The organism is Brassicibacter thermophilus, from assembly GCF_055378355.1.
Window position 1 is genome coordinate 335266 of the sequence record NZ_AP042446.1, and the last position, 25791, is coordinate 361056.

Consider the following 25791-nt stretch of genomic DNA (forward strand, 5'->3'; position numbering starts at 1 on the left):
CAAGGAGGAGTATTCATGGACAACGAAGAAAAAAGAGGCGTTAATTTTGTTATGAAAGATTTAGACGAAGAGAACAATATATCATATTATGTTGATAATCCAAAACCATATAAAAAACCGAGAAGGAGAAGAGGACTTTTCTCATATTTTATCGTAGCTCTTATTGCAGCTATTATAGGAGGTACAATTACTGCATATATAGCACCTACCTATTTGTATGGGAATATTATACCTACTCCTAAAATATTTGAACAAAATAATGTGGCTTCAGGGGAACATATAACTATTACTCCAAATGATAATATAACTACCGTATCGGCAGTAGCAAAAAAAGCTATGAAATCTGTAGTTGGTATTACTACAGTAAAGATTGTCAGGGATTTTATATTTGAAAGACCTGTTCAAGGAGTAGGCTCTGGAGTCATAGTAAATAAAAATGGTTTCATCCTTACCAATTCTCATGTAATAGATGATGGAAATGCTGAAAGGATAACAGTATTATTTGAAAATGGTGATAAAAAGCCTGGGACTGTTCTTTGGTATGATAGTGCATTAGACCTTGCAATAGTTAAAGTAGATGCTGACAATTTACCTGCAGCAGAATTTGGAGATTCTGACACTTTGGAAATTGGAGAACTTGCTGTGGCTATAGGTAATCCTCTTGGTCTTGAGTTTCAAAGAACAGTTACATCTGGAATAATAAGTGGATTGAATAGAACTATAAGAGTAGATGAATATAATCAAATAGATGATTTGATTCAAACAGATGCATCAATAAATGAGGGAAATAGTGGTGGTCCTTTACTAAATGCAAAAGGAGAAGTTATTGGTATAAATACTGCAAAAATATTATCAGGGGAAGGATTAGGTTTTGCTATACCAATAAATGTAGCAAAACCTATAGTTGACCAAGTAATAAAACGAGGTAATTTTAAATCAGTGGTTATTGGTATAGTAGGAGTAGAGGTACAAGTATATGAAAGACAGCTTGGAATTGATTTAAAGGCTGATGAAGGTATAATTATAGTTGAGATATCTCCAAATTCTGCAGCAGAGAGGGCTGGTCTAAAACCAGGAGATGTTATAACAAAAATGGATGGGAAAAAGATAACTGATATGAATCAATTAAAAAAGCTTCTTTATAATTATCAGCCAGGAGATACTGCTAAATTTAATATATTAAGAAACGGACAACCTCAAGAAGTAGAAGTTACTTTTAAGGAAACAAAATAAGCATATAAAAGGCTTGACATATACAGTATTGTCAGGCCTTTTTACGTATGTTTACAGGATATATAAATATAAAAATTATTACGAAATATTAACTTCATATGTTTCAGTATTTTAGATGCATAACCATTATATTAATAGTGTTTAATAAGTTTCACTATTATTGTAGACAAATAATTTTGTAAGATAGAAACATAGAAGGATTATTTTGACCAGTATTGAAAATAATAATTACATAGAGAGTTTTATAGTTAAAAAATTACATAATTACTGCAGAATTAAAATTTTGTAAGTTATGAGTTATAATTTTTTATTATGTAATATTGAATAAAAATAATATTTGATGGAGTGATAATATGTATGTAGTGTGTAATGAGCATTTAGAAATTGCTATAGAAGAGTTTGTAGATATATATGAACAGCCACCAGATATATATGAACTTGAGAAAGTAAAATTTACTGACTGGACAAGTCCACACACCTGTGATTTTTGTGATAAAGTTCCTAAGTACTTAGTAGTTTAAAATTCATGACAATACTATAAGGTGATATAAATTGAAAATTGGTAATAAGGACAAGTTGTACATATTTATTAGAGATAATAAAAAATGTTTTTATTGTGGTAAGAATCTTAAATATAGACAGATTACTCTTGACCATTTTGTACCTTTAAGTAAAGGTGGGAAAGATGAAATTTTTAACTTAGTAACTTCTTGTAAGAAATGTAATAAATTAAAGGCGGATATTTTACCAGAAAATTTTTCAGACACTATACTTCACCTTTTTATTAAAGCTGTTAATGATGGAAAAATCATAGGCAAAGGCATTAATATGGATAATAAAATATTGAGAAATAAATTAACAGAAGTAGAAAGAGTAGAAATAACATCAGATTTTTTTATATTTCAAAGTAAAATAATGAGATTTTATATAAAGAATAGTTTTGTGCAAAAGATTGTATATTTAGGAGGCAACAGATGAACATAACAATAGTAGCAGTTGGCAGAATAAAAGAAAGATATATAAGAGAAGGAATAAAAGAGTACTCAAAAAGGCTATCTAAATATTGCAAGTTAAATATTGTTGAAGTAAATGACGAAAAAGCGCCAGAAAATTTAAGCGAGTTAGAAATGGAAAGAGTAAAAGAAAAAGAAGGGGAAAAGATACTAAGTAAAATTAAAGATAATGATTATGTTATTTCTCTTGCAATAGAAGGTAAACAGTTATCTTCAGAGGAATTAGCATCAAAGGTAAAAAACCTTGGACTGCAAGGCAAAAGTAACATAACCTTTATTATCGGAGGTTCATTAGGATTATCTCAAAAAGTACTAACTAAAAGCCACTTTAAACTCTCTTTTTCAAAGATGACATTTCCTCATCAATTAATGAGATTGATTTTATTAGAGCAGATATATAGGAGCTTTAGGATTATAAAAGGTGAACCATATCACCGTTAGTCGCAAAATTACTTTGTTTTTTAGAAGCCACAAGTTCTGGGATTTCTTGTGGCTCAAAATAAAACTTAATTTGCCTAACTGTTCTGTTTTTAATATTATCAGAATCATTTACGTAAATTTCATCTATAATAGACCTTAATAATTTCTTTTTTTGCTCCACATCGGCTTTTTCAAATAGAAGATTGAAATTTTCAAAAATGGCTTGTATTTCATCAGCATCTAGAATAGTGTTTGATTGTAGTTGGTTCAAATCTTCCATTATTGCTATCTTTTTATAATTTAAATTTTTCTCTTTCTCTCTTAAAAATGAATTCATTTCAGATAAGGTTTCTGCATCTATTTTTTCATTGAATTGAAGTTGCAGATTTTCTTTTTTCTTTATTTCAACTTTAGCTAACTCTTTGTCTATTACTTGTAAATCTCGTATATATGGCTCTGTATCTATTTGGCTTTGAGATTTTATTTCTTTGACTATTGTTTCTATAATTTCTGGTTTTTGAACAAATTCATTTATTTTCTTAATCACTGTTTCTTCTGCTAAATCTGCGTTTATTAGGTTAGACTTGCATACGCTTGAACCTTTGTTGAAAAAACTAGAACATTGATAATAGCGATAATATCCTTTTCCATTTTTCTTTTTGGTTCTGTGGCTAAGCATGGATGCCCCACATTGGGGGCACCGAAGTAGCCCACTTAATAGAAAATTTCCCTCATATACTTTAGCTGATTTTTTTCCTCTTACTTTTCTTATTGCTTGAGCTTTTTCCCATGTTTCCTCTGAAATAATTGGTTCGTGATTACCATCTACTAAAATATACTCTTCAGTTTTTCCTTTTCTTCTTTTTTTATCCCAATCCTTATGTTGTCCCCATCTAACTTTTCCTACATAGATAGGATTGTCTAGAACTTGTTTAATGCTATTAATTGACCAATCAGTACCTTTTTTAGTTTTTAAATTTCTGTGATTTAAATAGTTTGCAATTTTTTTATATCCCCAGTTTTTTTCAGTAAAATAATAAAAAATTTTTTCTACAATCATCTTTTCATCTTTGTTTATTATAAGTTTTTTACTATCATCAGAATCATAACCAAAAACAATACCGCCATTCCAATTTCCTTTAAGAGCATTTTGTCCCATAGTCATACTTACAAAGTCAGAAGTATTCTCTCTTTCCATTTCTGCTACTGCACCAACGATATAGCACATAAATCTTCCAGTAGGGGTTTTTGTATTTATTCCATCTTCGATAAAAATTAGATTAATGTCATTTTCATCTAATAAATCTATTGTATTTGCTAAATCTTTTAGTTTTCGTGTAAACCTACTTAGCTTAAAAGATATAATAGTATCAACATTATTTTTCAAGGCATAATCAAGCATCTCTTTAAATTCATCCCTGCCCTCTATATCTTTTCCACTTATACCTTCATCTCTGTAAACTTTTACCAGATTAATATTATTCCTTTTGCAATATTCAATTATTTCTCTTTCTTGGCCTTCAAGAGAAATACCTTCTTTTTTTTGCCTTATGGTACTCACTCTAATATAGCCAACGGCATTTATTTTATTGATAAATATCAGCTCCTTTTATTATTTTTTTATACTTGGGTATAGAAACTAATATTTATCCTTCTTTTTTGAAGGTAGAATTATTTTTCAGCTCCATTTCTGCTACAGCTCCTACGACATATCTCATAAGTTTTCCAACATCAGATTTTGTATCTATGCCATCTTCTATAAAAATAAGGCTCTTATTATTTTTTTCTAACAAATCTATTGTATTAGCAAAATCTTTTATATTTCGAGTGAAACGGCTTAACTTGAAAGAGATAATGGTATCAACATCATTATTAATGACATAGTCAAACATTTCCTTAAATGTATTTCTACCTTCTATGTCTTTTTCACTAATACCTTCATCTATATAAATTTTTATTAAATTTATATTATTCTTCTTACAATATTCAACTATTTCTCTTTCTTTTTCTACCAAGGAGATACCTTCCTTTTCTTGTTTTATATTATTAACTTTAATGTAACCCACGGCTTTAGTTTGTTTATTCATAAGCATCAGCTCCTTTTATTATTTTTCGTTCTGTTAACTTAAATGAAAATTGAAAGTCTCGAACTCCTTTAGGTATAATAGCAATAGACACAAAAACACTACTCCAAAGGAGGTCGAGACCTATGACTATTATACCAAAAATTAAGTGTCCTAGATGTAATTCTTCAAAACTTTATAAATTTGGCAAAGATCCTTATGGTTATCAAAAGTATCAATGCCGTGATTGTAGACGTCAATTTTCTACAAAGCCTAAATCTAATACTACACGCAATACCAAACATCCAAGATGTCCCAAGTGTGGCAAAGCATCTTTTATTCATCATAATTATAAACACTATACAAACTATAGATGCTCAGATAAAAAGTGTTACCATTCTTTCTTTATCGCTAAACCAACTACTATCGATAATCCCTCATCGTCTAACCTTTCCGGTAAAACTGATTTTAAAAGAATGAGGTTTCCTATGTTTGTTATTATTACTGCTCTTAACCTTTATTTTTTAAATAATTCTTCAACAAGGAAGATATCGCAGTTTCTATATATCACTTATAATATTAAGGTTTCCCATGTATCCATTGCATCCTGGGTTAAAAAGTTTGCACCTTTGTTTGACAGTATATCTAGTAAGCTTTCTTCAACCATTGACTTATCTTCTTCTGATGAGTGGCATGCTGATGAAACTGTTGTTAAAATCAATGGCAAAAAATACTATCTTTGGTTTATCATTGATTCTGAAACTCGCTTTATTATAAATTTTCATCTATCTCCTTATAGAAATTCTACCCAAGCCTTTAGCCTTTTTAAAAGAGCAAAGAAATTTGGTTCTCCTAATGCCATTGTTACAGATAGATATAGTGCTTATAAGGTACCTACCAAATCTATCTTTACTGGTACCAGACATATAAGGGTTGAGTCTTTTAAAGATGACATATCAAATAATATAATTGAATCTTTTAATAAGGAATTTAAGGCTTGGTATAAACCAAAGCGAGGTTTTAACTGTTTTGAAAGCGCTAATAACTTAATTGCAAACTTTGTGTTTTTCTTTAATTTTATACGACCTCATTCTTCTTTAGATAACCTTACCCCTGCCCAGGTAGCAGGTGCTAAATATAGCGATAGGGATCGCAGTAATTGGTTATTATCTGCATAATATTTACTTGTCAAGGTTCTTCCTGCTTTGCCTTATTCCTTGGCGTATTTGCCATACAATTTTCCCCTTACAGCCCTTAACCACCTCATAGCTATTTGAAATAAGGCTGTCAAGGGCGAGCTTTGCTCGTTTATCTTGACCCTTGACAGCCTTATTGTAATAGCTAAAATCCATACAGGGCTGTAAGGTCAAGATCCATTAAGAATTTTTCTATAAAATCATGCTATTTTTTCATTTTAAGTTAACAGTTCCTTATTTTTTATATATTTGAAAATCAGAAATTGATATTTATCCTTTTTTATTATGTTGTCATACCTATATTATGTATTAATGACAACTCCCTTTTATATTAAGCAAACCAGAGTAATAGATTACTAAGCTATTTTATTTTTAGTTTTGGCATTTGTTTTATTTGCTTCCTGTTGAATAATCTCTATAAGAACCTGTATCAATTCTAATACTTTTGTTTGCTTTTCTATATCCATTCAATCCCTCCTTGTTTTTTAATTGTAAACCTATTATAATACATATAAATCAAAGTGTCAAATAATTATTGCCTAAGGCAATTTTGTATGATATAATAAAAACATAAAGTTGATTAATCAACATTAAGCAAATGGGATTATATCAGTAATTAACAGAAAAAAAAACATAAAGTTGTTTAAACAACTTTATGGAAAGGGAGGTGTTCAAATGAAACAAGAAGATATAGGAAAAATTATTAGGAATAAAAGAATAGAAAGAGGAATAAAAATAAAAGAATTAGCTGAAATGACAAATCTTAGTGCTGCCTATTTAAGTCGAATAGAGAGAGGAGAAAGAAAAGCTCCCAGCTACAATGTAATGGAAAAGATATTTACAGCATTAGGAATACCGTTAGATAAAGAAGAAAATAGAGGATTTGAAGCAGATTTCTTCAAGCTAAAGGAATTATTAATCATGCATAGGAATAAAGGAAATATGAGTATTAGAGAGACGATAGAAATTTTGGAACTTATAGAAGATATAATAAAAGGAAAAAATGAAGAATAAGAACTGGCATCTAAAAAGTAGTCTATTAAAATAATAGGCTACTTTGTTTATAAACTGGGAATACTAGCAGTAATATGTTATAATATAAAAGTAAAATATATTTTTGGAGGTGAAATGATGATTGAGGTTGTTGGTGTTGCTATTTTCTCAATAGCCTGTATGAGTATTGCAACTATATATGGAATTAAAAAAATGACAGAGAAAACAAAAGTTTGAAAGGTATGCCTTAGACAATGACTATAGGGCATACCTTATTTTTTTATTGTTTATAGTCGCTGTGAAATAAATAACTTATAAAAATTAGTGAAAAGGGTGAATTAAATGGAAAAAAACAATTATACATTTTTTGTAACAAAGACTCCAAAGCAAAATGAAAGTATTACTATTAGATATACTCTTGGAGAAGAAGCTAAAGCTTTGCTTTTATACTTAACTGATAAGATTGCAAAAGATGAAGAATTCAATATGGATACTATAATATTAGAGGATGAGGATTTCGAGGCTATATTTAAATGTAAGTTAAACGATGATGAATTGTTTAGAAAGATTGATAATATAACAAATGAATTAATGTCCTTAGATGTGATAAAAAAGAGAGGCAAGGACACATGGCAATGTACAAAAATGATTAAATCATGGGAGTATTGGAGTAGAGAGCTATATGTAAGTCTAGATAAGAAATTTATACCATATGTAACATTTTTAATAACTGAATTATAGATTCAATATAGAAGTAAGGTATCTTGTATGAGATACCTTACTTCTATAAATATTATTAATTAACATTCTTTTTATTTTGTTTTAAGTAAAAAAATGAGCTAAGGGATTTTTGATGTATTTCTTTTTATGAGGCAATTTTTCATTTTTAGGTATTACAATGGGATTAATTTTTAGTTCATTTAATAGAGGAAATTGCATAATTCATCTTTTTTATAGTAGAAAAAAAGAGCATAGAGCGATAGCTTATTGAAAATGAGATTTTAAATTTGATATTTTTGATATTTATTTTTGAATAATGCAAAGAACCTCCTAAATAAATATAATTTTATGCCGTTAGGCAGCTTTATTAACAGTTTTACTTGAGTTTAACGATATTGTTCCAGCTATAAGTGCTATGCAATTTAATAATGAGTGAACCTTGGCTTTTTTAATACCTTTAGACCTTATGTTATCTAAATTCAGATATTCTTTAAGTCTACTATTACATCTTTCAACTGATGTCCTTTTATCATATAACTTTTTCCAACTAGTAGAAGATCTTAAAGGATATCCATAATGCCTTGGATTTTCCTTATAATTGACTTTAAAAGTATATCCGTAGGTAGAAGAAGAACACCAATTCATTCCATGAGGGCAATTACACTTACCTAAAACATGAGGACAACGAAATTTAAGATAACTACCATCTTTGCCCCAATACACTAGTTTATATCCTGCGGAGCAGATAGGATTAAAATCTTCATCTAATCCAGCAGGTGGAGCATAGCTTCGTCTAGGATTGTAAGCTATTATTGGAATACCATTAAATTCGTTTATTATATCTTTATAAACATACTCAAAGTCATATCCAGAATCCATAGCATAATATTTAGGCTTAAAAATATCTTTATAATTATTAAAAAATTGCTTTATTAAAGGTATAGCTACAGTGCCATCATAAGTGCTTGCTGGGGTTAATAAAATATCTAATGGTAGTTCACTTTTAGAATCACATAATATATGAAGCTTCCAACCAAACCATTTTACGGTGTTACCATTAGTATCTTTTTTTATCCCCCAGTTAGGGTTATAGTCATCATCTACGATATATTTTTTACGCTTAGCAGATTCATAAGAACTTAATTTTGTTGAATCAATAGAGATATGTTCTCCATCAATTATATTAAGTTCTTTTGCTTTAACAACTAAAGAATGGAACAATTGCTCAAGTTCATCTGTTTGAGTTAATTTATCTAAGAATCTGCTAAAAGTTGATTCAGATGGTACTTTGCCAAGGACACCAAAACCACAACAATATCTTAAAACAGGATTTTGCTTAAGATTAAGAACTAAATCTTTTATAGTTTGAATTTTTTCTACTTGCATAGCAATCAAAGCATAAATTAAAGTTTCAGGATCATAGCCCTTCGGGCCTTTAGAATTATGAGATTTTCTTAGTTTGCAAGCTAAATTAGAAATGTCAATCTGAGATAAAATCATCTCTAATTTAGTTTCTTGTTGAAATTCCATAATTTCCTCAAAGGAAATCAAGCTCATTTGTCGAATATACATTTAAGAAGTTTCACTCCTTTCGGGTATTGAGTTTGTCTACTTAATATATTCGACATTTAGGGGTGAAACTCCTTTTTGCGTTCAGTGAAATTTAGAAAAATCAACAATTTAAAATTATGCAATTTCCTCAATATATTAATATATTTATGAAACATATAAGAACTATAATATTTCCTTGCTTCTGTAACTCCTTTTCTACTAATCGATAATAGTAATTTTCTAAGGTTTTCTATTTCTTTTTCTTTTAAATTAGTTGAAGATAAAATTTTCATAATATCATATAATTTATAATAATTACCTGGATACAAAATTGGTTCAAACTCCTCAATGAAATATTTTCTGTAAACTTCCGAATCCCAATAATTTTTTAAAGTTCTCTCAATGTCATACTTTTTCATATTATAGTATAAGTGTCTATTGAGGAGTTTAACTTCATATCTGAGAACATTTTTTTCATATGATTCAATCTTTGCACCTTTTGCATCTCTTTCGCTTTGCTTGTCATAAATAATTTTGGACTTGCTTTTATTTGAGTGATAGATGGATGTATTAAAGGTTTTCTTCTCGGCAAAATATTGTTTATCAATGATTTTTTTGTATCGTCGGAGAAAAAAATCTCTTTCTTCAGGAAGCATTTTAGCGTCGTATCGATATTCTATTCTTGTTAGAATTAAATTCAATATTTCACCGAAATTATCCATGCAAAATCTATGCAAAAAATTTTCAACTTTATTATAATCATTATCCTGAATATCAGCTTTATTTAATAGTTTTATAGCATCAATTGTTAAAAGTAATTTCCATCCACCATATATATTGCTTATGGTAGCAGCAATACCAGCTTTTTTATCGCTAATAATCTCACCGACTAAGATATAATTAGCATCAAACTTCTCTTCACAAAAAGTAATATTTTCCATTTCTAAGTTACAATACATTGAAAAAGTATGTATCATATCAGATGACTCCTTTTACTTTCGGGAAAAATTATTTATTATAACAAGCTCTGAAAATGTTGATATATAGTAGATTTTAGTATATTTTATAAATAATTATGTCATATTTTTTCACCAAATTCAACCTATTTATTTTGCTGGATACTGTCAAGTAAAAGTTGGCAAAATTATTATTTTTAAATTTAATCATCCAATTTTGCTGTTTTAATTATGTTTTTATGCCCGATAGGGCAAGAGTATTCTATTTATACTTTCTACAATTTTAAAAATAAATTTACATATACTTTACAATGATTTCAAAATTGTTATTCTATAATACTAGACTTATGATTATAGAATAACAATAAGTCTGAGAGCCCTATTTTTAGGTCTAATTCTATTTATTCATCAGTATTAATGCTCTATTATGTTGTATTTTTTTAGGCTTATATTAGAGCATAGGTATCGTATGTTAGCTTATTCTTTTAAGTTATATAATATATTAGATATTAAAAACTTAGGTTCATTTGACTTGCACATTTGCAACCTAACATGTCCTTTATGGCTTTTCTTCCGTTAGTTACTGAACATTGACTAAATGGCATGCTTGCTCTTTTGTGTTTGTATATCTTGCTTTTCTTTGGCTTTTTATTTACTTCTGCTGCTGTTAATCCTACTTTTTCTATTATTTCTTCAAGCTTTTCTTCTTTTATTTCTTTGTTCAGTAGTGATTTTATTGTTGTTGCTAATTCTTTGCTTGCTTTTTCTGCTAGTATCTTGGCTAAGTTACTGGCTCCTTGTATTGACCAACTTGTTTTATTCCCTTTCATCCTTTGTGCTAATATATCACATATGCTATGTTCCATTGTTCCTAGATTTCTATATTTAATTCCTTCTGGTGGTTGCGGCATATTTATGTCTGGGCGAAGTTTGTAGAGCACTATCCCTTCTTTGTTGTTTACTAGGTAATTATATAGTGCCTGTAATTTCTTCATTTTCTTTTGATTATCATTGTTTTCTATCATTAGTTTTGTTATCATTTCTAATCCTTCTTCTATGTTACCATTGCTTAGTTTCTTTATTATTTCTTTTGCCTTTTTCTTATCTTCTATGTTCTTAAGTACTGCTTGATTTCTATGAAATGGATCTAATTGAAAGTGTGAATTGTCTTCTTTTATAACTTCTTTTATCCAGTTTGCTCCATCTCCATTTACTATTTTTGTTTCTATTTCGTCAGTATTATATTGTTTCGCTATTTTGGCTTGTCTTAGTTTTCTAAATTCTTTACTACTTCCAAAGCTTGCATATGCTTTTTTGTTCTTTAGTACATATCTATCTTTTTTCTCATGCTTCTTCTCCCAGCCTTCATAAAAAATTCCTAATTTTAGTTCTTTTTTCTCTTTTCCCTTAGTCTTTTTATCTTTACCTTGGATATTTATCCACACTCCATCCATTTCTTCAAACAATATTTTTGTTTCTTTTTTGCCTTGTAATTTTTCTTCGTTGTTTAATTTTATTTCGTGTTTTTCTTTTTGTTTTAGTTGTTCTCCTAAGTTTTGTATTATGTTCCAAGCTGCTGAATGACTTATACTTTGGTTTGTCATTTCTGTTATTTTATTTGCTGTTTTTCTATATGATTCATCTGTTGCTAGATCTACTATTTTTTCTACTAGATTTGTAGATATATGTCCTATGGTTTCCATTTTTAAGTATTCATCTAAAAGGCATTTGTAACCTCTTTTACCCTCTTGTGTAGTATATTGATATATTCTACGTTTATATTCAATTTCGCCCATTATTGTTTTTATGGTAGTTTTCTTTAATCCTTTATTTCTATATTCTTCTTTATCTCTTTCTTTCATTAATTTATTATCTAATTTTTCTAATAGCTCTACGAGCATTTCACATGCCTGTCGGCATACAAGCTTATATATAATTTTCTCTAAGTTCTTGAAATTAATTTCTTTTTCATCTAAACTTATATTATACATGTAATCATCCCTTTTATAGTTTTCTTATTAATTACTATTATATTGGATGATTCATATATGTTAAAGGTGCTTTCGGGCATCTTTTTCATTTTTGTTGTTTTTGCCTACTAAAATTATACTCTAAGATTTTGCTGTAAGGGAAGAAATTTAAGTTTAAACATTGGGGGCACAATATTATAGATAATTGTTATGTGACTTATAACTGGCGATAAAAAAAGTGCCTATATAGGCACTTTGCTGATTAAGGAATTCCAACGGAAACCTTTATAGACTGTTCAATTCTTTTCATTGCCTGTGGAGACAATCTTTCACCCGTAAAGGATTTTATGCGGGTTTTATTAATTGTACGAATCTGTTCTCCCATGACTACTCCTGTAGTAGTTCCATTTCCATTAAACATACCCTTATCAAGTATGACTTGAGTAGGCTGCCTAATATTTTTTAGCCTATGGGTAATAGGTAATATGATGGTGGTAGGCGAGTGCAGATTTCCGATGTCATTTTGAACGATTATACATGGGCGAATTTTGCCAATTTCCGAACCTTCTCCAAAGCCTAAATCCACATAATAAATTTCTCCTCTTTTAATATTAAACATTTGCAGACCTCCTTAGAATGCTAAGAATGGCTCCTTCTATCTTTAGTTACTGTATTATACAAATGCTATAATTTTTTATAACTGCATATATATTTCAAAATATGCAGATTAGATAAAGTACTAAAATAGAGCTCAGCAGTACACTAATTAAACAATTATTACTTAATGAATGTAATTTTTTATGTAAAAGCATACATTCAAGTAAATGTGCATAAGTATTGATATTTAAAGGATTAGTATGATTTTTATTATGAGTACTTTTAGGATAATGTTTTTGAATGTATAGTTTTTATGATATAATAAGGAAAAGTTTACATTTAATTTTAGGGGGATAACTGATGACTGTAGAACCAATAAAAGATAAAAAGAAGATTGGGGATTTTTTAACTTATTTAAAAGGAAAAAATCAGAGAGATTATACCCTTGCAAAATTTCAACTAAATACGGGATTAAGAGTATCAGATGTTGTTCCAATTAAAGTATCAGATATCTTTACTGAAAAAGGGAATTTTAAAAATTATTTTGTATTAAGTGAAAAGAAAACAGGGAAAGAAAAAAAGATAAAATTAAATGATGAGTTGAAGAAATCCTTGAAAGAATATGTAGCAGATAAGGGATTAAATTATAATGATTATCTATTTGAGAGTAGAAAGAAAACAGAAAGGATATATATAAGCACTACACAAGCATATAGAGTGCTTAAAAAGGCAGCCATAGCCGTAGGGATAGAAGATTTTGGAACACATAGTTTAAGGAAAACCTGGGGATACTGGACTTATAAAGCTTCTAGATATAATATAGGACTCATAATGGATACATTCAATCATAGTTCTCAGTCGATAACATTAAAATATATTGGAATAACTCAGGAGGAAAAGGATGAGCTATATAGCTTGGTTCAATTCTAGGATATATTGTAAACCTTATTAGAATTAAATAAATTAAAGATGGGTGAAGATTTGATGTTTGAATTAATAAAAATAAAGATAAATAAGAAGATAATAACATTTTATAAACATAAAAATCAAAAAGTTTTAAGAGAGATGTACAAATAGTTAGACAGACTATTGGTACATCTTTTTTATTGACTATATGTAATATAATTAGAAACTTTAAAATAAGAAAGGAATGAAAAAATGAAAGCATTTTATGATGAGATATCATTAATGGATACTAATTATTTTAGTGATAGAAATTTTTTTAAAATAACTGTTGAAAATCCAGATTATTATAGTATATACATGGAGTCTATTGATAAAATTAAATATAATTATGGCATAGATAATAAACATACATTAGTACAAAAACAACTGGGTGCTACAATAAAAACAACTTTTATAGATACTTTGACTAAAATATATGAAGCTGATGAATTTGATACTTCTATTTTCTCTGACTTTGATAAAATGTTTATAAAAAACATGTTTGAACAAAATAATTATAATATATTTAGAAATACATGTGTAGAGTTAGACCTACTTGAATTGCAAAGAGACTTTAAATATTTACACCAAAATGAATTTTCACGAAAGCTCTCTAACACTTTGCTAAAATTTGTTTGCTATAAAAGTGAAAAGTATGGGAATAAAAATTACTATAGAATAAATACTGAGATAATTAAAAGGTTCTATATAGATGATTTTGAAATTAGTGCAAATCAATTAGAAATAGATAATCTAAAGGACTATATTTTACAATCTCACAAAATAAAGTTTCAAATTAGTGACCAATTTATTAGTCATATTCTATATGGGTATTCAAATTTTATAAATGGAAATATGGTGAGACTATATAAAAATATACAAGCTATACGATTAGTAAATATATTGCAATTTAATAGGTTTAATCAAATTAAAGAAAAAAGTCCAAAAGTGAAAATTAATCTGGAGAATCAGACTGAAATGCGTCCATTAACTTTTTGTAGGAAATTATCAACTAAGAAAAATGATATAGAGGACTTAATAAAAGAAGTAAAAGAGAAGGAGACTATTAGAATAATTAAAGATTATTCATATAGTAACAAATGTTTTAATATAGAACTCATACCTATTTCTGAAAAAGAAAAGGCTTTATTTTTGGCTAGTATACACTTTATTTAATAATATGAACATGTAGAAGTATATATAAAAGGCAAACCTATATAAAATTTAGAAGGGGAATCTAATATATACTTCTTATAAATTCATATAATTTCTTATAACAATAAAAAGCAATTTCATATAATTTCTTATAATATATAAAATATATAGATGCTTTAGCATTAGACATACAATATATACATGATTTTGACATAAAAAAACGCTGTATCATAGTAATATGCACATTTGTCACCTTAACTGCAGAGAGTTCAGTTTTAAATAATTAGCCTTTTATTTGTAAAAACATATCTTATTTGCAAATAAAAGGCTTGTCTTATTTATGATAGGGTTGATTGTTAATTATACGATACGCCCTATAGATTTGTTCGAATAAGATTGTAGCTTGGAGGCCTATATCCATATCCATAGTACTAATCATTATAGATTCATCAAAGGTATCTTTAAACATTTCGAGAGAACCTCCTAAAATAATAGTTATATTTGATATACCAGTTACCCCATAAGAATTAATCTTTTCAGCAAGTTCTTCAGAGGAAACATTGGCACCTTCAGTGGATATTAATATCACATGGCTATTTTTAGATAACTTTGAAAGTAATTGCTCTCTATTTTTTATATGATACAATTTAATTTTGCAGTATTTACTTAATCTTTTTTCATATTCTTTTATTGCTTCGATGTAAAATTTATCTATTTTTTTTTCAGCGATAGTATATATTTTGTAGTTCATAGCATATCCTTTCAATTAAATTAGTAGAGACTATTCAATTATAATTGAATAGATGTGAAATGAAAAGGATGTACCATGAATTATTTTAATTTAGAAGATAAGGTAGAAAATTTTATTTCTTATTTGTAAAAAATAGATATAATTGTTAGAATTAAAGTAAGATTTTAATTAAAATATATTAGAAAGCAAGGGTGAGTATTGTGACTTATGAAGATAAGTTTTATGAGATATTAAAAGATATGTATATTGGGACACCGATTAAAGGAGATTCTGGATATGTAAATCTTATGACTATGAAGGCTAAACATTTTGAGATAATAGAAGAAGAATTGACTAAAGTAGTTAATGAGAAAACTAAGAAATTTCCAGAATTTAAAGAAGAACTTTATGAAAGGCTATATGATTTTTTTAAAGATTATTTTACAGACACTGGCTCAGTTTATTATACCTATAATGAATTAAATAAAAATACATATGAGAAAGTTTATTCTGAGAATGAAGATGTATCATTGTTCTGGAAAACTCAGATGCTTTATTATGTAAAAACTGATATATTATATCAGGATATTGAATTTGAAGTGGATGGTATTGACTATTACTTTGATGTTTCCAAATTAGAACATAAAAAAAACAATGAGAAGAAAGAGATAGTTTTTAGGGAATGTATAGTAAAAGAAAATAAAGACAAAAAGAAAATTATTTTTTATCCTGAGTATAAATCTGGCAATAAAACTACTAAAATTGATGACATATTAAAGAAATTAAATAAAAACGGTATTGAAATAAGTGAAGATGAACTAATAAAAGTGTTTAAAATCTTTAAAAAGCAATCAGAAGTAGATTATTTTATAAATAAGAATGCAAAGAAATTTTTAACAGATAGATTTGATATATATCTTTATCAGTATATGTTTGGTGATGGGGAAAGAAGTTATAATAAATTCAATGAAAAGAGAATTAATCAACTAATGGTATTAAAAGATATAGCTTATGATGTAATAGATTTTATATCTCAATTTGAAGATGAGTTAGTAAGAATATGGAATAAACCTAAATTTGTTTTAAATTCAAATTATGTAATAACAATAGATAAGCTTACAGATGAGATAATTAACAAAATAGCAAATCATCCTAATTTAGATAGACAAATAAGGGAATGGGAAGAGCTAGGGATGGTAGAAGATGGTTTTGATTTTAATAATAGAGATGAAGAAAAACATAAACATTTACCTATAGATACCAAATATTTTAAAGATTTAGAATTAGATATACTAGGTTTATTTGACAATTTAGATGAAGAATTAGATGGGAGATTAATCCACTCAGAAAATTATCAGGCTTTAAATACCCTATTACCAAAATACAAAGGAAAAGTACAATGTATATATATAGACCCACCATTCAATACTGGAAGCGATTTTATATATGTTGATAAATATAAAAATTCCACTTGGTTATCAATTATATATGACAGAATATTACTTGGAAAAGAATTTATGAAAGAAGATGGTAGTTTTTATTTGCATTTAGATGATAATGCGAATGATTATGGAAAACAAATTTTGAAAAAACTTTATTCTGAAATTACCGAAATTATATTTGATACAAATGCTACAAAAGATGAAGAAGCTGATTTATTTGGATACAAAAGTTTTGGAGAAAATTTTGTATTAAAACATCAAACAATTTTCTACTGTAAAAATGGAAAAAGCAAATTTAATAAATTATGGAAACCTAATAGAAATACTACAAAACTTGATATTGGTTGGTTAGATTTGATATCAGAAAAAAAAGAAGAAATAGAAAAACCCAAAAAAATACATGACTTCAATTATTATATTGAATATTGGGAAAATGGTGAATTATTGAAAAAGAATATTGAAATTAATGAAAAAATATTTCCAATTGGGGATATTTGGAATGATATATTTTCATTTACACAATCAGAAATGAGAGTAAGTGAAAGCTTTGGCTTTAGTTCGGCACAAAAACCTGAAAATTTATTGAGAAGAATTATTCAAGCTAGTACAGATAAAGGAGATTTAATTTTGGATTTTTTTGGAGGAATAGGAACGACCTTTGCAGTTGCACATAAATTAAATAGAAAATATTTAGGAGTTGAGCTAGGAAAATATTTTAAGGAGTTTTATTATGATAAAAAAAATGAAAAAAAATTAGGCATTTTAGGAAGAATGAAATGGGTTTTATATGGTGATAAAACAATGAAAGTGATTGATAAAATTAGGAAACCTCATCTTTCAAAAGACATTAATTGGCAAGGTGGAGGATTTTTTAAATACTATTCTTTAGAGCAATATGAAGATACATTAAGAAAAGCAGTATATAAAGATGATGAACATTTGATTTATAATCAAAACAAATCTCCATTTGAACAATATGTATTTCTAAGGGATGAAAAGTTGAATTATTGTATGGAAATTCAAGGTGACGAGGTTAAAGTAGATTTAAGTAAATTATATGAAAAGATTGATATACCAGAAACATTATCTAATCTAACAGGAAAATGGATTAAGAAAATAACAGAAGATGAAGTAATATTTGAAGATGGAACAAAGGTTGATTTGAATAATATAGATTATAAAATGATAAAACCTCTAATTTGGTGGTGTGAATAATGAAAAATATATTGTTTGAAAAAATAATCGACATAAATAAATTTGACGAACTTCCATCTAGTTGGGAAATACCTAATATAAAAAAATATTCTTTTAAAAGAACTCTGTTTGAATATCAAGAAGAAGCTATTAAGTATGCAATTTTAGGGTTATATAAATATTATGAAGATATAGAAGATTATTTAATAGATGAAGAATCTGAAGCAAATGACAAAAGAAAATCAGCTATATTTGAAATATATAAATCTATATATGATGGAAATATTGAATCAGCTGCAGGACAGAAAAGAAGGAGTAGTAAATACGGATTTAGGGATGAAGTATTTGAAATATATGAAAAACATTTCAATGTAGAAGAGGATACTATTAGTTTTAAGGAATTTACAAATAGAATGAATTTTTGGATGTCAACTGCTAGTGGAAAATCTCTTGTAATAATCAAACTTATTCAAATACTTGGAATTCTAATGGATAGAGGGGAAATACCTAAAAACAATATAATGCTATTAGCCCCTAGAAATGATTTACTAAAGCAATTAAAAGATGAATTAGAAGACTTTAATTTAACCCCAGATAATCCCCATATTAGATTGGTAAATTTAAAAGAATTTGAAGGTAAAAAGACTAACACAGAGCAGATGTCTATGTCTTTTTCAAATGAAATAACTGTATACTATTACAGGTCAGATAATTTTATTGATGGCCATGATACTGATGCGATGCTAAATTATGCTCAGAGAGTAAATAATGGTAAATGGTATGTAATATTAGATGAGGCTCATAGAGGGGAAAGTGGAGACTCTAAAATGAAGGCATACTTTTCAGCATTTTCTAAGAATGGTTTTCTGTTTAACTTTTCTGCAACTTTTACGGATGAAATAGATAAAATAACTACAATTTATAATTTTAACTTAAAGAAGTTTTTAGAAGCAGGTTATGGAAAAAAGATATATGTATCTAAATCTGAGTTTGATGATTTCAAAGGTAAAATAGAAGATGATGAAGTTATAAGAAACAAAAAAAAGATAGTATTAAAAGGATTAATAACATTATCTTACTTGAAAAAATGCTATGAGGAGTTAAGTGATATAGATAAAATATATCATAGCCCTATGATGCTTACTCTAGTAAACACAGTTAACAAATCTAAATATGAGACAGACCCAGATTTGCTATTATATTTTAAGGAGATAATGGAAATAGCTCAAAATGGTTGTGATGCTGATTTGTTTAGAGAGGCAAGAATTGAGCTTATAAATGAATTTAACAAGGGACAATATATGTATAAAATGGGTGATATTGATATAGATACAAATAAGGTCAGCGGTATTGATATAGATGAAATATATAAATATGTGTATAATTCACGGGAAAAAGGTGAAATTGAAATAAGCTACTCAAAAGACAATGAAAATGAAGTTGCCTTTTTCTTAAAAACATCTGAAAATCCAAGTCCATTTTGTATTGTAAGAATTGGAGAAGCTAGGAAATGGGTAAAAGATAATTTAAAGAACCTGACTATAACTGAAAGATATGAAGATAAAAGATATTTTGAAAATATTGATGAATATGAAGATATAAATATACTTATGGGCTCAAGAGCCTTTTATGAAGGATGGGATTCTTTAAGACCTAATATAATTAACTATATTAATATAGGCACTCAGGCTCAATCACAAAAATATGTTCTACAATCTCTCGGTAGGGGGATTAGAATCCAACCAATTAAAGGAGAAAGAAAGAGAATAGATAAAATTAGAGGTGAAGAAGTATTAAAAAAATTAAATCCCATTAAACAAGATAGTACTCTATTAACTTATGGTCATTCATTAGAAAGCCTATTTGTATTTGCTACCGATAAAAATGTATTAGAAAAAGTAATAGATGCGATGGAAAAGGATACTGAAGAAGATATAGAAATGGTAGGGATAGATAATATTAGAAAATCAGAAGCACCATACACCCTTTTAGTTCCCAAATATAAGGAAACTGAATTTATAAATATATGTGATATGCCAAAATTTTATATTTTAAAATCAGACTATGAAAGAATGAGACGATATATTTTGGAAAATAATGATAATAATTTACTTTTGAAACATGACATAAGTTTAAAGCAATTAAAAAAGATTAAAGAATTGTTGGTAGACAAAAACAACTTTGAATTTACAAATTTAAATACTTATTCCAATTTAGATATATTAATATATAAGTTAAAAAATCATATAAGAATGAAAGATAAGATATTAAAAATTAGAGAAATTGATGAAAATGAAGATATTGTACATTTTAAAAAAATAAAAGTATCTAAAGATAAATATGCAGATATAGTTAGAGAGATAGAAAAAGTTAAAAAAGCTAATGAAAATAAAATTGATGAAGATGAAATAATAGACAAGCTGCTTGCGGGATTTATTTCGAAGGAGGAGGCATCTAGGTATCTAAAGCAAAGTAGTAAATCAATTAACGAAGTTAAGATTAATGGAATAAGAATAAAATATATACCTGAACATTATTATTTACCTATAATAACTTCAGAAAATTCTAAAGTTGATTACATCACACATATTATTAAAGAAAATAGTGAGTATGAGTTTATTAATGATTTGGAAAGTTATATAAGATTTAATAAGGTTGATATAGATGATAAGTATGAATGGTGGATGTTTAGTAAGATAGATGAGACCATAGATAAAATATATATACCTTATTATGATGAAGATAATAATAAATATAGACAATTTAAACCTGATTTTATATTTTGGTTGAAAGAGAAAGAAACTGGCGTCTATAAAATATTATTTGTAGACCCTAAGAGTACATCTTTTTCAGATGTTAACTATAAGATTAGAGGTTATAAAAGGTTTTTTGAAGGCAAAAAAGAGTATAAATATAAGGAAGAGATAGTTCAAACGCAACTTATATTATATAATAAAAAGGGTTCAGGTAGTATATCAGAGGAATATAAAAAATATTGGAAAAATAGGATAGAGGATATATTTTAATTATACAGCAGTAGGCTTGACATATTAGGCCTACTGCTGTATTTGAATTTGGACTTTTATTAAATATATTTGCTAATTTAAACATAAGGATTACTTTATTAGTAGAATTGATTCGGAATTATATGACAAATTACATCATAAATAGGGACAGGTTATATTTTATACTATAATATTCATAATAATTAAAGACGGGGTGTTATGGTGAATTTTTTAGAAGATAAAGATATTAGTTTTCCAGAAAGTGAGCAAAAGTATTTAGAAAATATATTATCAAATATATATTATGAGTTAGATATATTTGTGATGCCATTTGGAGATGGAAAAGAAGTAATAGGGGTAATGTCTGGAGATGATGAGAAATCTAACAATTTGAATGAGTTTTTTAAATATAAAACATTATATAATAGCTTAATAGATTTAGATATAAAAATAAAATTTTCATTGCAACAGGCTATTATAAGTAGCCAGCAAAATAAAATGTTGGAGGCATATTATTATATAGAAAATGGAGTATTTAGAATTATCACTGCTTGGGATAATTTAGCACAAGTTTACAATATATATTCAGGGCTAAATAAAGGAATAGATGAAGTGTATTATGCATGTATATTCGAACAGAAGAAAGGATTAGCTATTACTGATACTAAATTTATGAAATTTAGGGAAAATGTAGAGGAATATATAAAAGAAGAAGACAACATTAATATAACTAGCAGAAAAGGATATTGGATGGGAAACAATAAATATATTCGAAAACTTAGAAACCAGATGAGCCATAGAAATTCCATAGCTAAAGTTTCATTGTCAGATTATGATATGCACATATCAGATGTGCCCATATTTATTTTAAAAAGATTGGTGGAGGACTATGAAACATTAAACTATTATTATGGACAAATGTTGGAATTAATAAAAGATTATTTTAGCTAATAAAGAGTAATTAGAGGGGAGTTTAGATTCCTACTATATAACAAATTTATTTAAATATTAGATGTTGCAGATTTCCAACATATTTCAAGCCATTTTCTTTCGTTAGCATCAAGTATCAGATTGATTGCTTGACCATTAATTACTTCAAATACATTATCCCAACCAGCATCTCCACCACGTAACTCTCCTTTTGTTGTTTTTCTGTCATATACGAATACCCATTGTTCTCCATATTCATTTTCAAAATAACCGAAATATTTATTGGAGTTTTCATTTGTAATAATAGGAGGTGTTCCACAACTTTCTACATGTTTATTTTCCATAATGAAGAATTTTTTATTCATAAACAAACCCCCAAAATTTTATATTGTTAAGAAATACTATTTCCTTAGATACATCATAATATACAAAAGTTTAAGAATATATTGAAGAATTTGATAAGTTTAGTTAGATGGTTATTGCTAATGGGGGTTAATTTAAATTTTAGTATAAATGTACCTACAATAATGAGAAATTGGGGGGACAGGAAAATGTTAAATAAATCAGATTTTAATAAACTGGATGAAAGATTAAAGAATATAACTTCAAAACCAGTGGAACAAATAGAAATTAATTCGGATTTGCCACCAACGATTGAACAACTAGAAGACAACAATAAAACATATGCTATTATGGCAGCTATACTTTTTATAGATATAAGAAAATCTACTTATCTCACAGAGAATAGCCAAGCTAAGAGTATGGTTAAAATTTATCGTTCATTTATGAGAATGGCAGTAGATTGTGTTAGAAAAAATGGTGGAGTAACTAGACAATTCTTAGGGGATAGAATAATGGGAGTGTTTATTGACTCTATCGATGATGATGGTACTGTTACAGATAAAGGAGTTGATAAAGCTATAAATGGAGCTAGAAGTCTACAAACAGCCATTGATTTCAGTTTAAATAAACATTTAAAGAATAATGTAAATGGTAAAATTATTGAATGTGGAATTGGTATCGATTATGGTAAAGTTCTTGTTACTAAAGTTGGTATGTACGGTGTTGAGATTGATGAGGAAAAGGAAAGTGAAGTGGATTGCGTTTGGGTAGGTAATGTTAGCAATTATGCTAGTAAGTATTCAGACATTGCAGCTGGGGGAGAAATATTTATTTCAGAGAATGTTTATAAAGAGTTATCAGATGAATATAAAGGTGTATGGACACAATTAGCAAAATATAAAGGGACAAAATTATTTCAAGGTTATGTTACAAAAGACTATTATTTGGATTTTTCAGATGAGTTAGGAAACCCTATAAAAATAGAAGAGGATAATACAGTAAGTTTAGATACCTATAAGCAGTTAGCAGATGGAATAAAAGAGTTGGAGAATTTAATAAACAAGCTGATTCAAAGAGAGAAAGAATTGACAGTTCTTGAAGATAGATTGAAAAGAGAAAATCAACATTTGAGGACAAGATATAATAATGAGAATAGTGCTAAAAACAAAGCATTTGGTGAAAGGGATAATGCTCTAAAAACTTTGAGAAATATAACAGAAGATTATTATGAATTTATATGCAAAATTATCAGTTTTGCTCATTGTAAAACAAGTTATATACAATATGTTACAGAAGATTTCTGGACAACTATAATTAACAAATGCTATGAGGTTGGAAGGAAACTAAATTATTCAGATAAAGAGATAACATGTAAACTAGATTGTGCATTAATAGATATATATAGTTATTATGAGATGTATGATAAAGCTTATGAAACAACCTTAATAATGGCAGAATTAAATTATCATTGGGTGAAATTGGATGATAAAACCTTGCACTGGGCAAAAACACAATATCGACTCGGTGAATTAGAAAACGCAATAAATAAACAATTAGTAAATCACACAATTGATTATGATTTAAGAGCGGAATTTCAAGGATATATAGATAAGATAAAAAGCATAAGGGGGTTTTAGGTTATGATGGAGGATAATCAAATAGACCAAAATGTAGATTTGATTTTTACTAAAGAGGATGCTTTTCGAATGTTAGAAATGATTAATACTTGGATAAGCAATATAGATACAAAGGTTTCTTTTGCATTGGGATTTTCAGGGGTATTAATAGGTTCCGTTTTTAGTACAGGCTTACCAAATGCATTGCAAAGAATTAGCGAAGTTTCAAAGTTAAAAGAATTAAATGGTGGAGAAATCATAGGGGCAATTTTAGTTTGTATATTGTATGTTGTAAGTTTTATATCAATTTTATATTTTATGTTGGCTATTATAGCAAGAATTAAGAATCCCAATAATTTTCAGTCTATACTTTTCTTTGGTTCAATAGCGACAATGAAACTTTTAGACTATAAGACAAAAGTAAATAGTATGAACCAACAAGAAATTTTAGAAGATTTAGGAGAACAGATACATATTAACTCAATGATTTGCAACAAAAAAGCAAAATACTATAATAAAGGAATGAAATTCCTGATGGCAACAATTGTTATTTGGTTCATATGTATGTCATTTAGATTAATTTAAGGGGGAAAGGTAATGGAAGCAAATCATACAATATCTTATGATGTAGATAAGAGTTCCGAAAGAATGGATGAGATTCTCGGTGCAAGTAATAGTAATTTTGCGGATAAAGATAATGTACCATCGAGAAGTGAATTAACATTTAAAAATGGATACTATGTAAATGTTACAGCTATTTTTATTGATATCGTTGGCTCATCTGATATGACGGACAAGCATAGAAGACCGACACTTGCAAAAATATATAGAACTTTTTTGTCAGAATGTGTTGCAATAATGAATGCGGAAAGTAATTGTATGGAAATAAATATTAATGGAGATTGTGTATGGGGAGTTTTTGATACTCCATATAAACCTGATATTGATGGGGTTATTTCGGTAGCCGCCAAACTCAATAGCATGATAAGAATATTAAATTATAAACTCAGGAAAAAAGGATATTCAGAAATATCAATAGGAATAGGTATAGATTATGGAAGAGCTTTAATGGTAAAGGCAGGGTATTCTGGAAGTGGTATCAATGATGTAATCTGGATGGGAGATGTTGTAAACTCAGCATGTCATTTATGCAATAAAGCTGGTAGAAATTATCGTCAGGTTATTATAATTTCCAGCGTGGTATATGGCAATTTGAATGAGCATAATCAAAGATTATTTAGTAGCTATTTGGATGGATGGACTACTAGGTACGAAGGAAATATAGTAAATGTAGAAATGGATGAATGGTATAAGGAAAATTGCAAATAGGAATTTTCATAAACTGGGGATAAACCTGGAGAATATTTTGTTAGTGATAAAGATTTGTTAAATTGAATAATTGACCACAGTTAATAAAAAGCTTGGCATAACATGAACATACCAAGCTTTTTATTTTACCATAATTTAAAGAGATATATCTATCATCAAATAAGTTTTGCGAGTGGAGTCGATACGGTGAACCGTATCATAAGTAACCTCAAAAAAATATCGCAATTAAATCTAAACATAATTTGTTAATGTAAATTACCCCTTATATAATGTTCATATCACAAAAAGCCCATAATTAAAAATCAAAATTATGGGCTTTAACCATATAGAAAATAATTAAAATAAGTCCAAATATTACAAAAAATAAAAAAATACGATATAATAAAATAAA

At 27.7% G+C, this 25791-nt stretch carries 23 protein-coding genes; 15 read left to right on the forward strand and 8 right to left on the reverse strand.

Going from position 1 to position 25791, the window contains the following annotated elements; genetic code table 11:
- Positions 1-15 precede the first annotated feature (15 nt).
- The 4 genes from htrA (at position 16) to rlmH (ending at position 2687) form a co-directional block, all read left to right on the forward strand.
- Entirely contained in the window at positions 16-1233 is a 1218-nt protein-coding gene (gene htrA, locus ACZ41D_RS01640; RefSeq protein WP_464152187.1) for a serine protease HtrA, read from the forward strand.
- 353 nt (positions 1234-1586) lie between these two features.
- On the forward strand, positions 1587-1754 hold the full coding sequence (locus tag ACZ41D_RS01645) for a CxxH/CxxC protein (RefSeq protein ID WP_464152188.1): 168 nt from the start codon (positions 1587-1589) through the stop codon (positions 1752-1754).
- Positions 1755-1785: 31 nt separating this feature from the next.
- The gene (locus ACZ41D_RS01650) at positions 1786-2211 is read left to right on the forward strand and encodes an HNH endonuclease (protein WP_464152189.1); all 426 of its coding nucleotides are present in this window, start codon (positions 1786-1788) and stop codon (positions 2209-2211) included.
- Complete coding sequence (rlmH, locus tag ACZ41D_RS01655; protein ID WP_464152190.1) at positions 2208-2687, forward strand: 23S rRNA (pseudouridine(1915)-N(3))-methyltransferase RlmH; 480 nt, start codon at positions 2208-2210, stop codon at positions 2685-2687. The genes ACZ41D_RS01650 and rlmH overlap by 4 nt, the downstream gene beginning before the upstream one ends.
- Here the strand turns inward: rlmH and ACZ41D_RS01660 are convergent.
- Together ACZ41D_RS01660 and ACZ41D_RS01665 are read right to left on the reverse strand one after the other, a co-directional pair.
- On the reverse strand, positions 2659-4269 hold the full coding sequence (locus ACZ41D_RS01660; RefSeq protein ID WP_464153103.1) for a recombinase family protein: 1611 nt from the start codon (positions 4267-4269) through the stop codon (positions 2659-2661). The genes rlmH and ACZ41D_RS01660 overlap by 29 nt on opposite strands.
- A 43-nt stretch (positions 4270-4312) precedes the next feature.
- Positions 4313-4753, reverse strand: a complete 441-nt coding sequence (locus ACZ41D_RS01665) for a recombinase family protein (RefSeq protein ID WP_464152191.1) — start codon at positions 4751-4753, stop codon at positions 4313-4315.
- Positions 4754-4875: 122 nt separating this feature from the next.
- On the opposite strand from ACZ41D_RS01665, the gene ACZ41D_RS01670 reads away from it, so the two are divergent.
- From ACZ41D_RS01670 to ACZ41D_RS01680, 3 genes are all read left to right on the forward strand, one after another.
- On the forward strand, positions 4876-5907 hold the full coding sequence (locus tag ACZ41D_RS01670) for an IS6 family transposase (RefSeq protein WP_464152192.1): 1032 nt from the start codon (positions 4876-4878) through the stop codon (positions 5905-5907).
- 693 nt (positions 5908-6600) lie between these two features.
- Positions 6601-6939: a helix-turn-helix domain-containing protein gene (locus ACZ41D_RS01675; protein ID WP_132029359.1), complete on the forward strand. Its 339-nt coding sequence runs from the start codon at positions 6601-6603 to the stop codon at positions 6937-6939.
- Between the two features lie 321 nt (positions 6940-7260).
- Positions 7261-7659 carry a RepB family plasmid replication initiator protein gene (locus tag ACZ41D_RS01680; protein WP_132029362.1) on the forward strand — a complete coding sequence of 133 codons (399 nt, stop codon included), beginning with the start codon at positions 7261-7263 and terminating at the stop codon, positions 7657-7659.
- A 333-nt stretch (positions 7660-7992) separates the two neighbouring features.
- Here ACZ41D_RS01680 and ACZ41D_RS01685 read toward each other — a convergent pair whose 3' ends face one another.
- The 4 genes from ACZ41D_RS01685 to ACZ41D_RS01700 all read right to left on the reverse strand — a co-directional run bounded on the left by ACZ41D_RS01685 (position 7993) and on the right by ACZ41D_RS01700 (position 12734).
- Positions 7993-9195, reverse strand: coding sequence for a transposase (locus tag ACZ41D_RS01685; RefSeq protein ID WP_464151095.1), 1203 nt, complete (start codon positions 9193-9195; stop codon positions 7993-7995).
- A gap of 71 nt (positions 9196-9266) precedes the next feature.
- On the reverse strand, positions 9267-10166 hold the full coding sequence (locus ACZ41D_RS01690; RefSeq protein ID WP_464152193.1) for a hypothetical protein: 900 nt from the start codon (positions 10164-10166) through the stop codon (positions 9267-9269).
- Between the two features lie 488 nt (positions 10167-10654).
- A complete protein-coding gene (locus tag ACZ41D_RS01695; protein ID WP_464150702.1) occupies positions 10655-12136 on the reverse strand; it encodes an ISLre2 family transposase in 1482 nt (493 codons plus the stop codon).
- Positions 12137-12377: 241 nt separating this feature from the next.
- Positions 12378-12734 (reverse strand): type II toxin-antitoxin system PemK/MazF family toxin, encoded by a 357-nt coding sequence (locus tag ACZ41D_RS01700; RefSeq protein WP_464152194.1) that lies wholly within the window; start codon positions 12732-12734, stop codon positions 12378-12380.
- Between the two features lie 338 nt (positions 12735-13072).
- Here ACZ41D_RS01700 and ACZ41D_RS01705 point away from each other — a divergent pair, with 338 nt between their 5' ends.
- Positions 13073-13642 (forward strand): tyrosine-type recombinase/integrase, encoded by a 570-nt coding sequence (locus ACZ41D_RS01705; RefSeq protein WP_464152195.1) that lies wholly within the window; start codon positions 13073-13075, stop codon positions 13640-13642.
- Positions 13643-13870: 228 nt separating this feature from the next.
- Positions 13871-14833 carry a hypothetical protein gene (locus ACZ41D_RS01710; RefSeq protein ID WP_132029188.1) on the forward strand — a complete coding sequence of 321 codons (963 nt, stop codon included), beginning with the start codon at positions 13871-13873 and terminating at the stop codon, positions 14831-14833.
- Positions 14834-15146: 313 nt separating this feature from the next.
- Here ACZ41D_RS01710 and ACZ41D_RS01715 read toward each other — a convergent pair whose 3' ends face one another.
- Entirely contained in the window at positions 15147-15563 is a 417-nt protein-coding gene (locus tag ACZ41D_RS01715; RefSeq protein ID WP_464152196.1) for a 23S rRNA (pseudouridine(1915)-N(3))-methyltransferase RlmH, read from the reverse strand.
- A 200-nt stretch (positions 15564-15763) separates the two neighbouring features.
- On the opposite strand from ACZ41D_RS01715, the gene ACZ41D_RS01720 reads away from it, so the two are divergent.
- From ACZ41D_RS01720 to ACZ41D_RS01730, 3 genes are all read left to right on the forward strand, one after another.
- Positions 15764-18199, forward strand: coding sequence for a DNA methyltransferase (locus ACZ41D_RS01720; protein ID WP_464152197.1), 2436 nt, complete (start codon positions 15764-15766; stop codon positions 18197-18199).
- Entirely contained in the window at positions 18199-21204 is a 3006-nt protein-coding gene (locus ACZ41D_RS01725) for a DEAD/DEAH box helicase family protein (protein ID WP_464152198.1), read from the forward strand. Before ACZ41D_RS01720 ends, ACZ41D_RS01725 begins: the two co-directional genes overlap by 1 nt.
- 201 nt (positions 21205-21405) lie before the next feature.
- Positions 21406-22134 carry a hypothetical protein gene (locus tag ACZ41D_RS01730; protein ID WP_464152199.1) on the forward strand — a complete coding sequence of 243 codons (729 nt, stop codon included), beginning with the start codon at positions 21406-21408 and terminating at the stop codon, positions 22132-22134.
- Positions 22135-22184: 50 nt separating this feature from the next.
- Here ACZ41D_RS01730 and ACZ41D_RS01735 read toward each other — a convergent pair whose 3' ends face one another.
- On the reverse strand, positions 22185-22478 hold the full coding sequence (locus ACZ41D_RS01735; protein WP_216385407.1) for a hypothetical protein: 294 nt from the start codon (positions 22476-22478) through the stop codon (positions 22185-22187).
- A gap of 186 nt (positions 22479-22664) precedes the next feature.
- On the opposite strand from ACZ41D_RS01735, the gene ACZ41D_RS01740 reads away from it, so the two are divergent.
- Genes ACZ41D_RS01740 through ACZ41D_RS01750 form a run of 3 tightly spaced genes read left to right on the forward strand, consistent with a single transcriptional unit; the run spans position 22665 to position 25400 of the window.
- Positions 22665-24092 (forward strand): adenylate/guanylate cyclase domain-containing protein, encoded by a 1428-nt coding sequence (locus ACZ41D_RS01740; protein ID WP_464152200.1) that lies wholly within the window; start codon positions 22665-22667, stop codon positions 24090-24092.
- A gap of 3 nt (positions 24093-24095) precedes the next feature.
- Positions 24096-24656, forward strand: coding sequence for a Pycsar system effector family protein (locus ACZ41D_RS01745; protein ID WP_464152201.1), 561 nt, complete (start codon positions 24096-24098; stop codon positions 24654-24656).
- A gap of 12 nt (positions 24657-24668) precedes the next feature.
- Positions 24669-25400: an adenylate/guanylate cyclase domain-containing protein gene (locus ACZ41D_RS01750; protein WP_216385413.1), complete on the forward strand. Its 732-nt coding sequence runs from the start codon at positions 24669-24671 to the stop codon at positions 25398-25400.
- Positions 25401-25791: the final 391 nt, after the last annotated feature.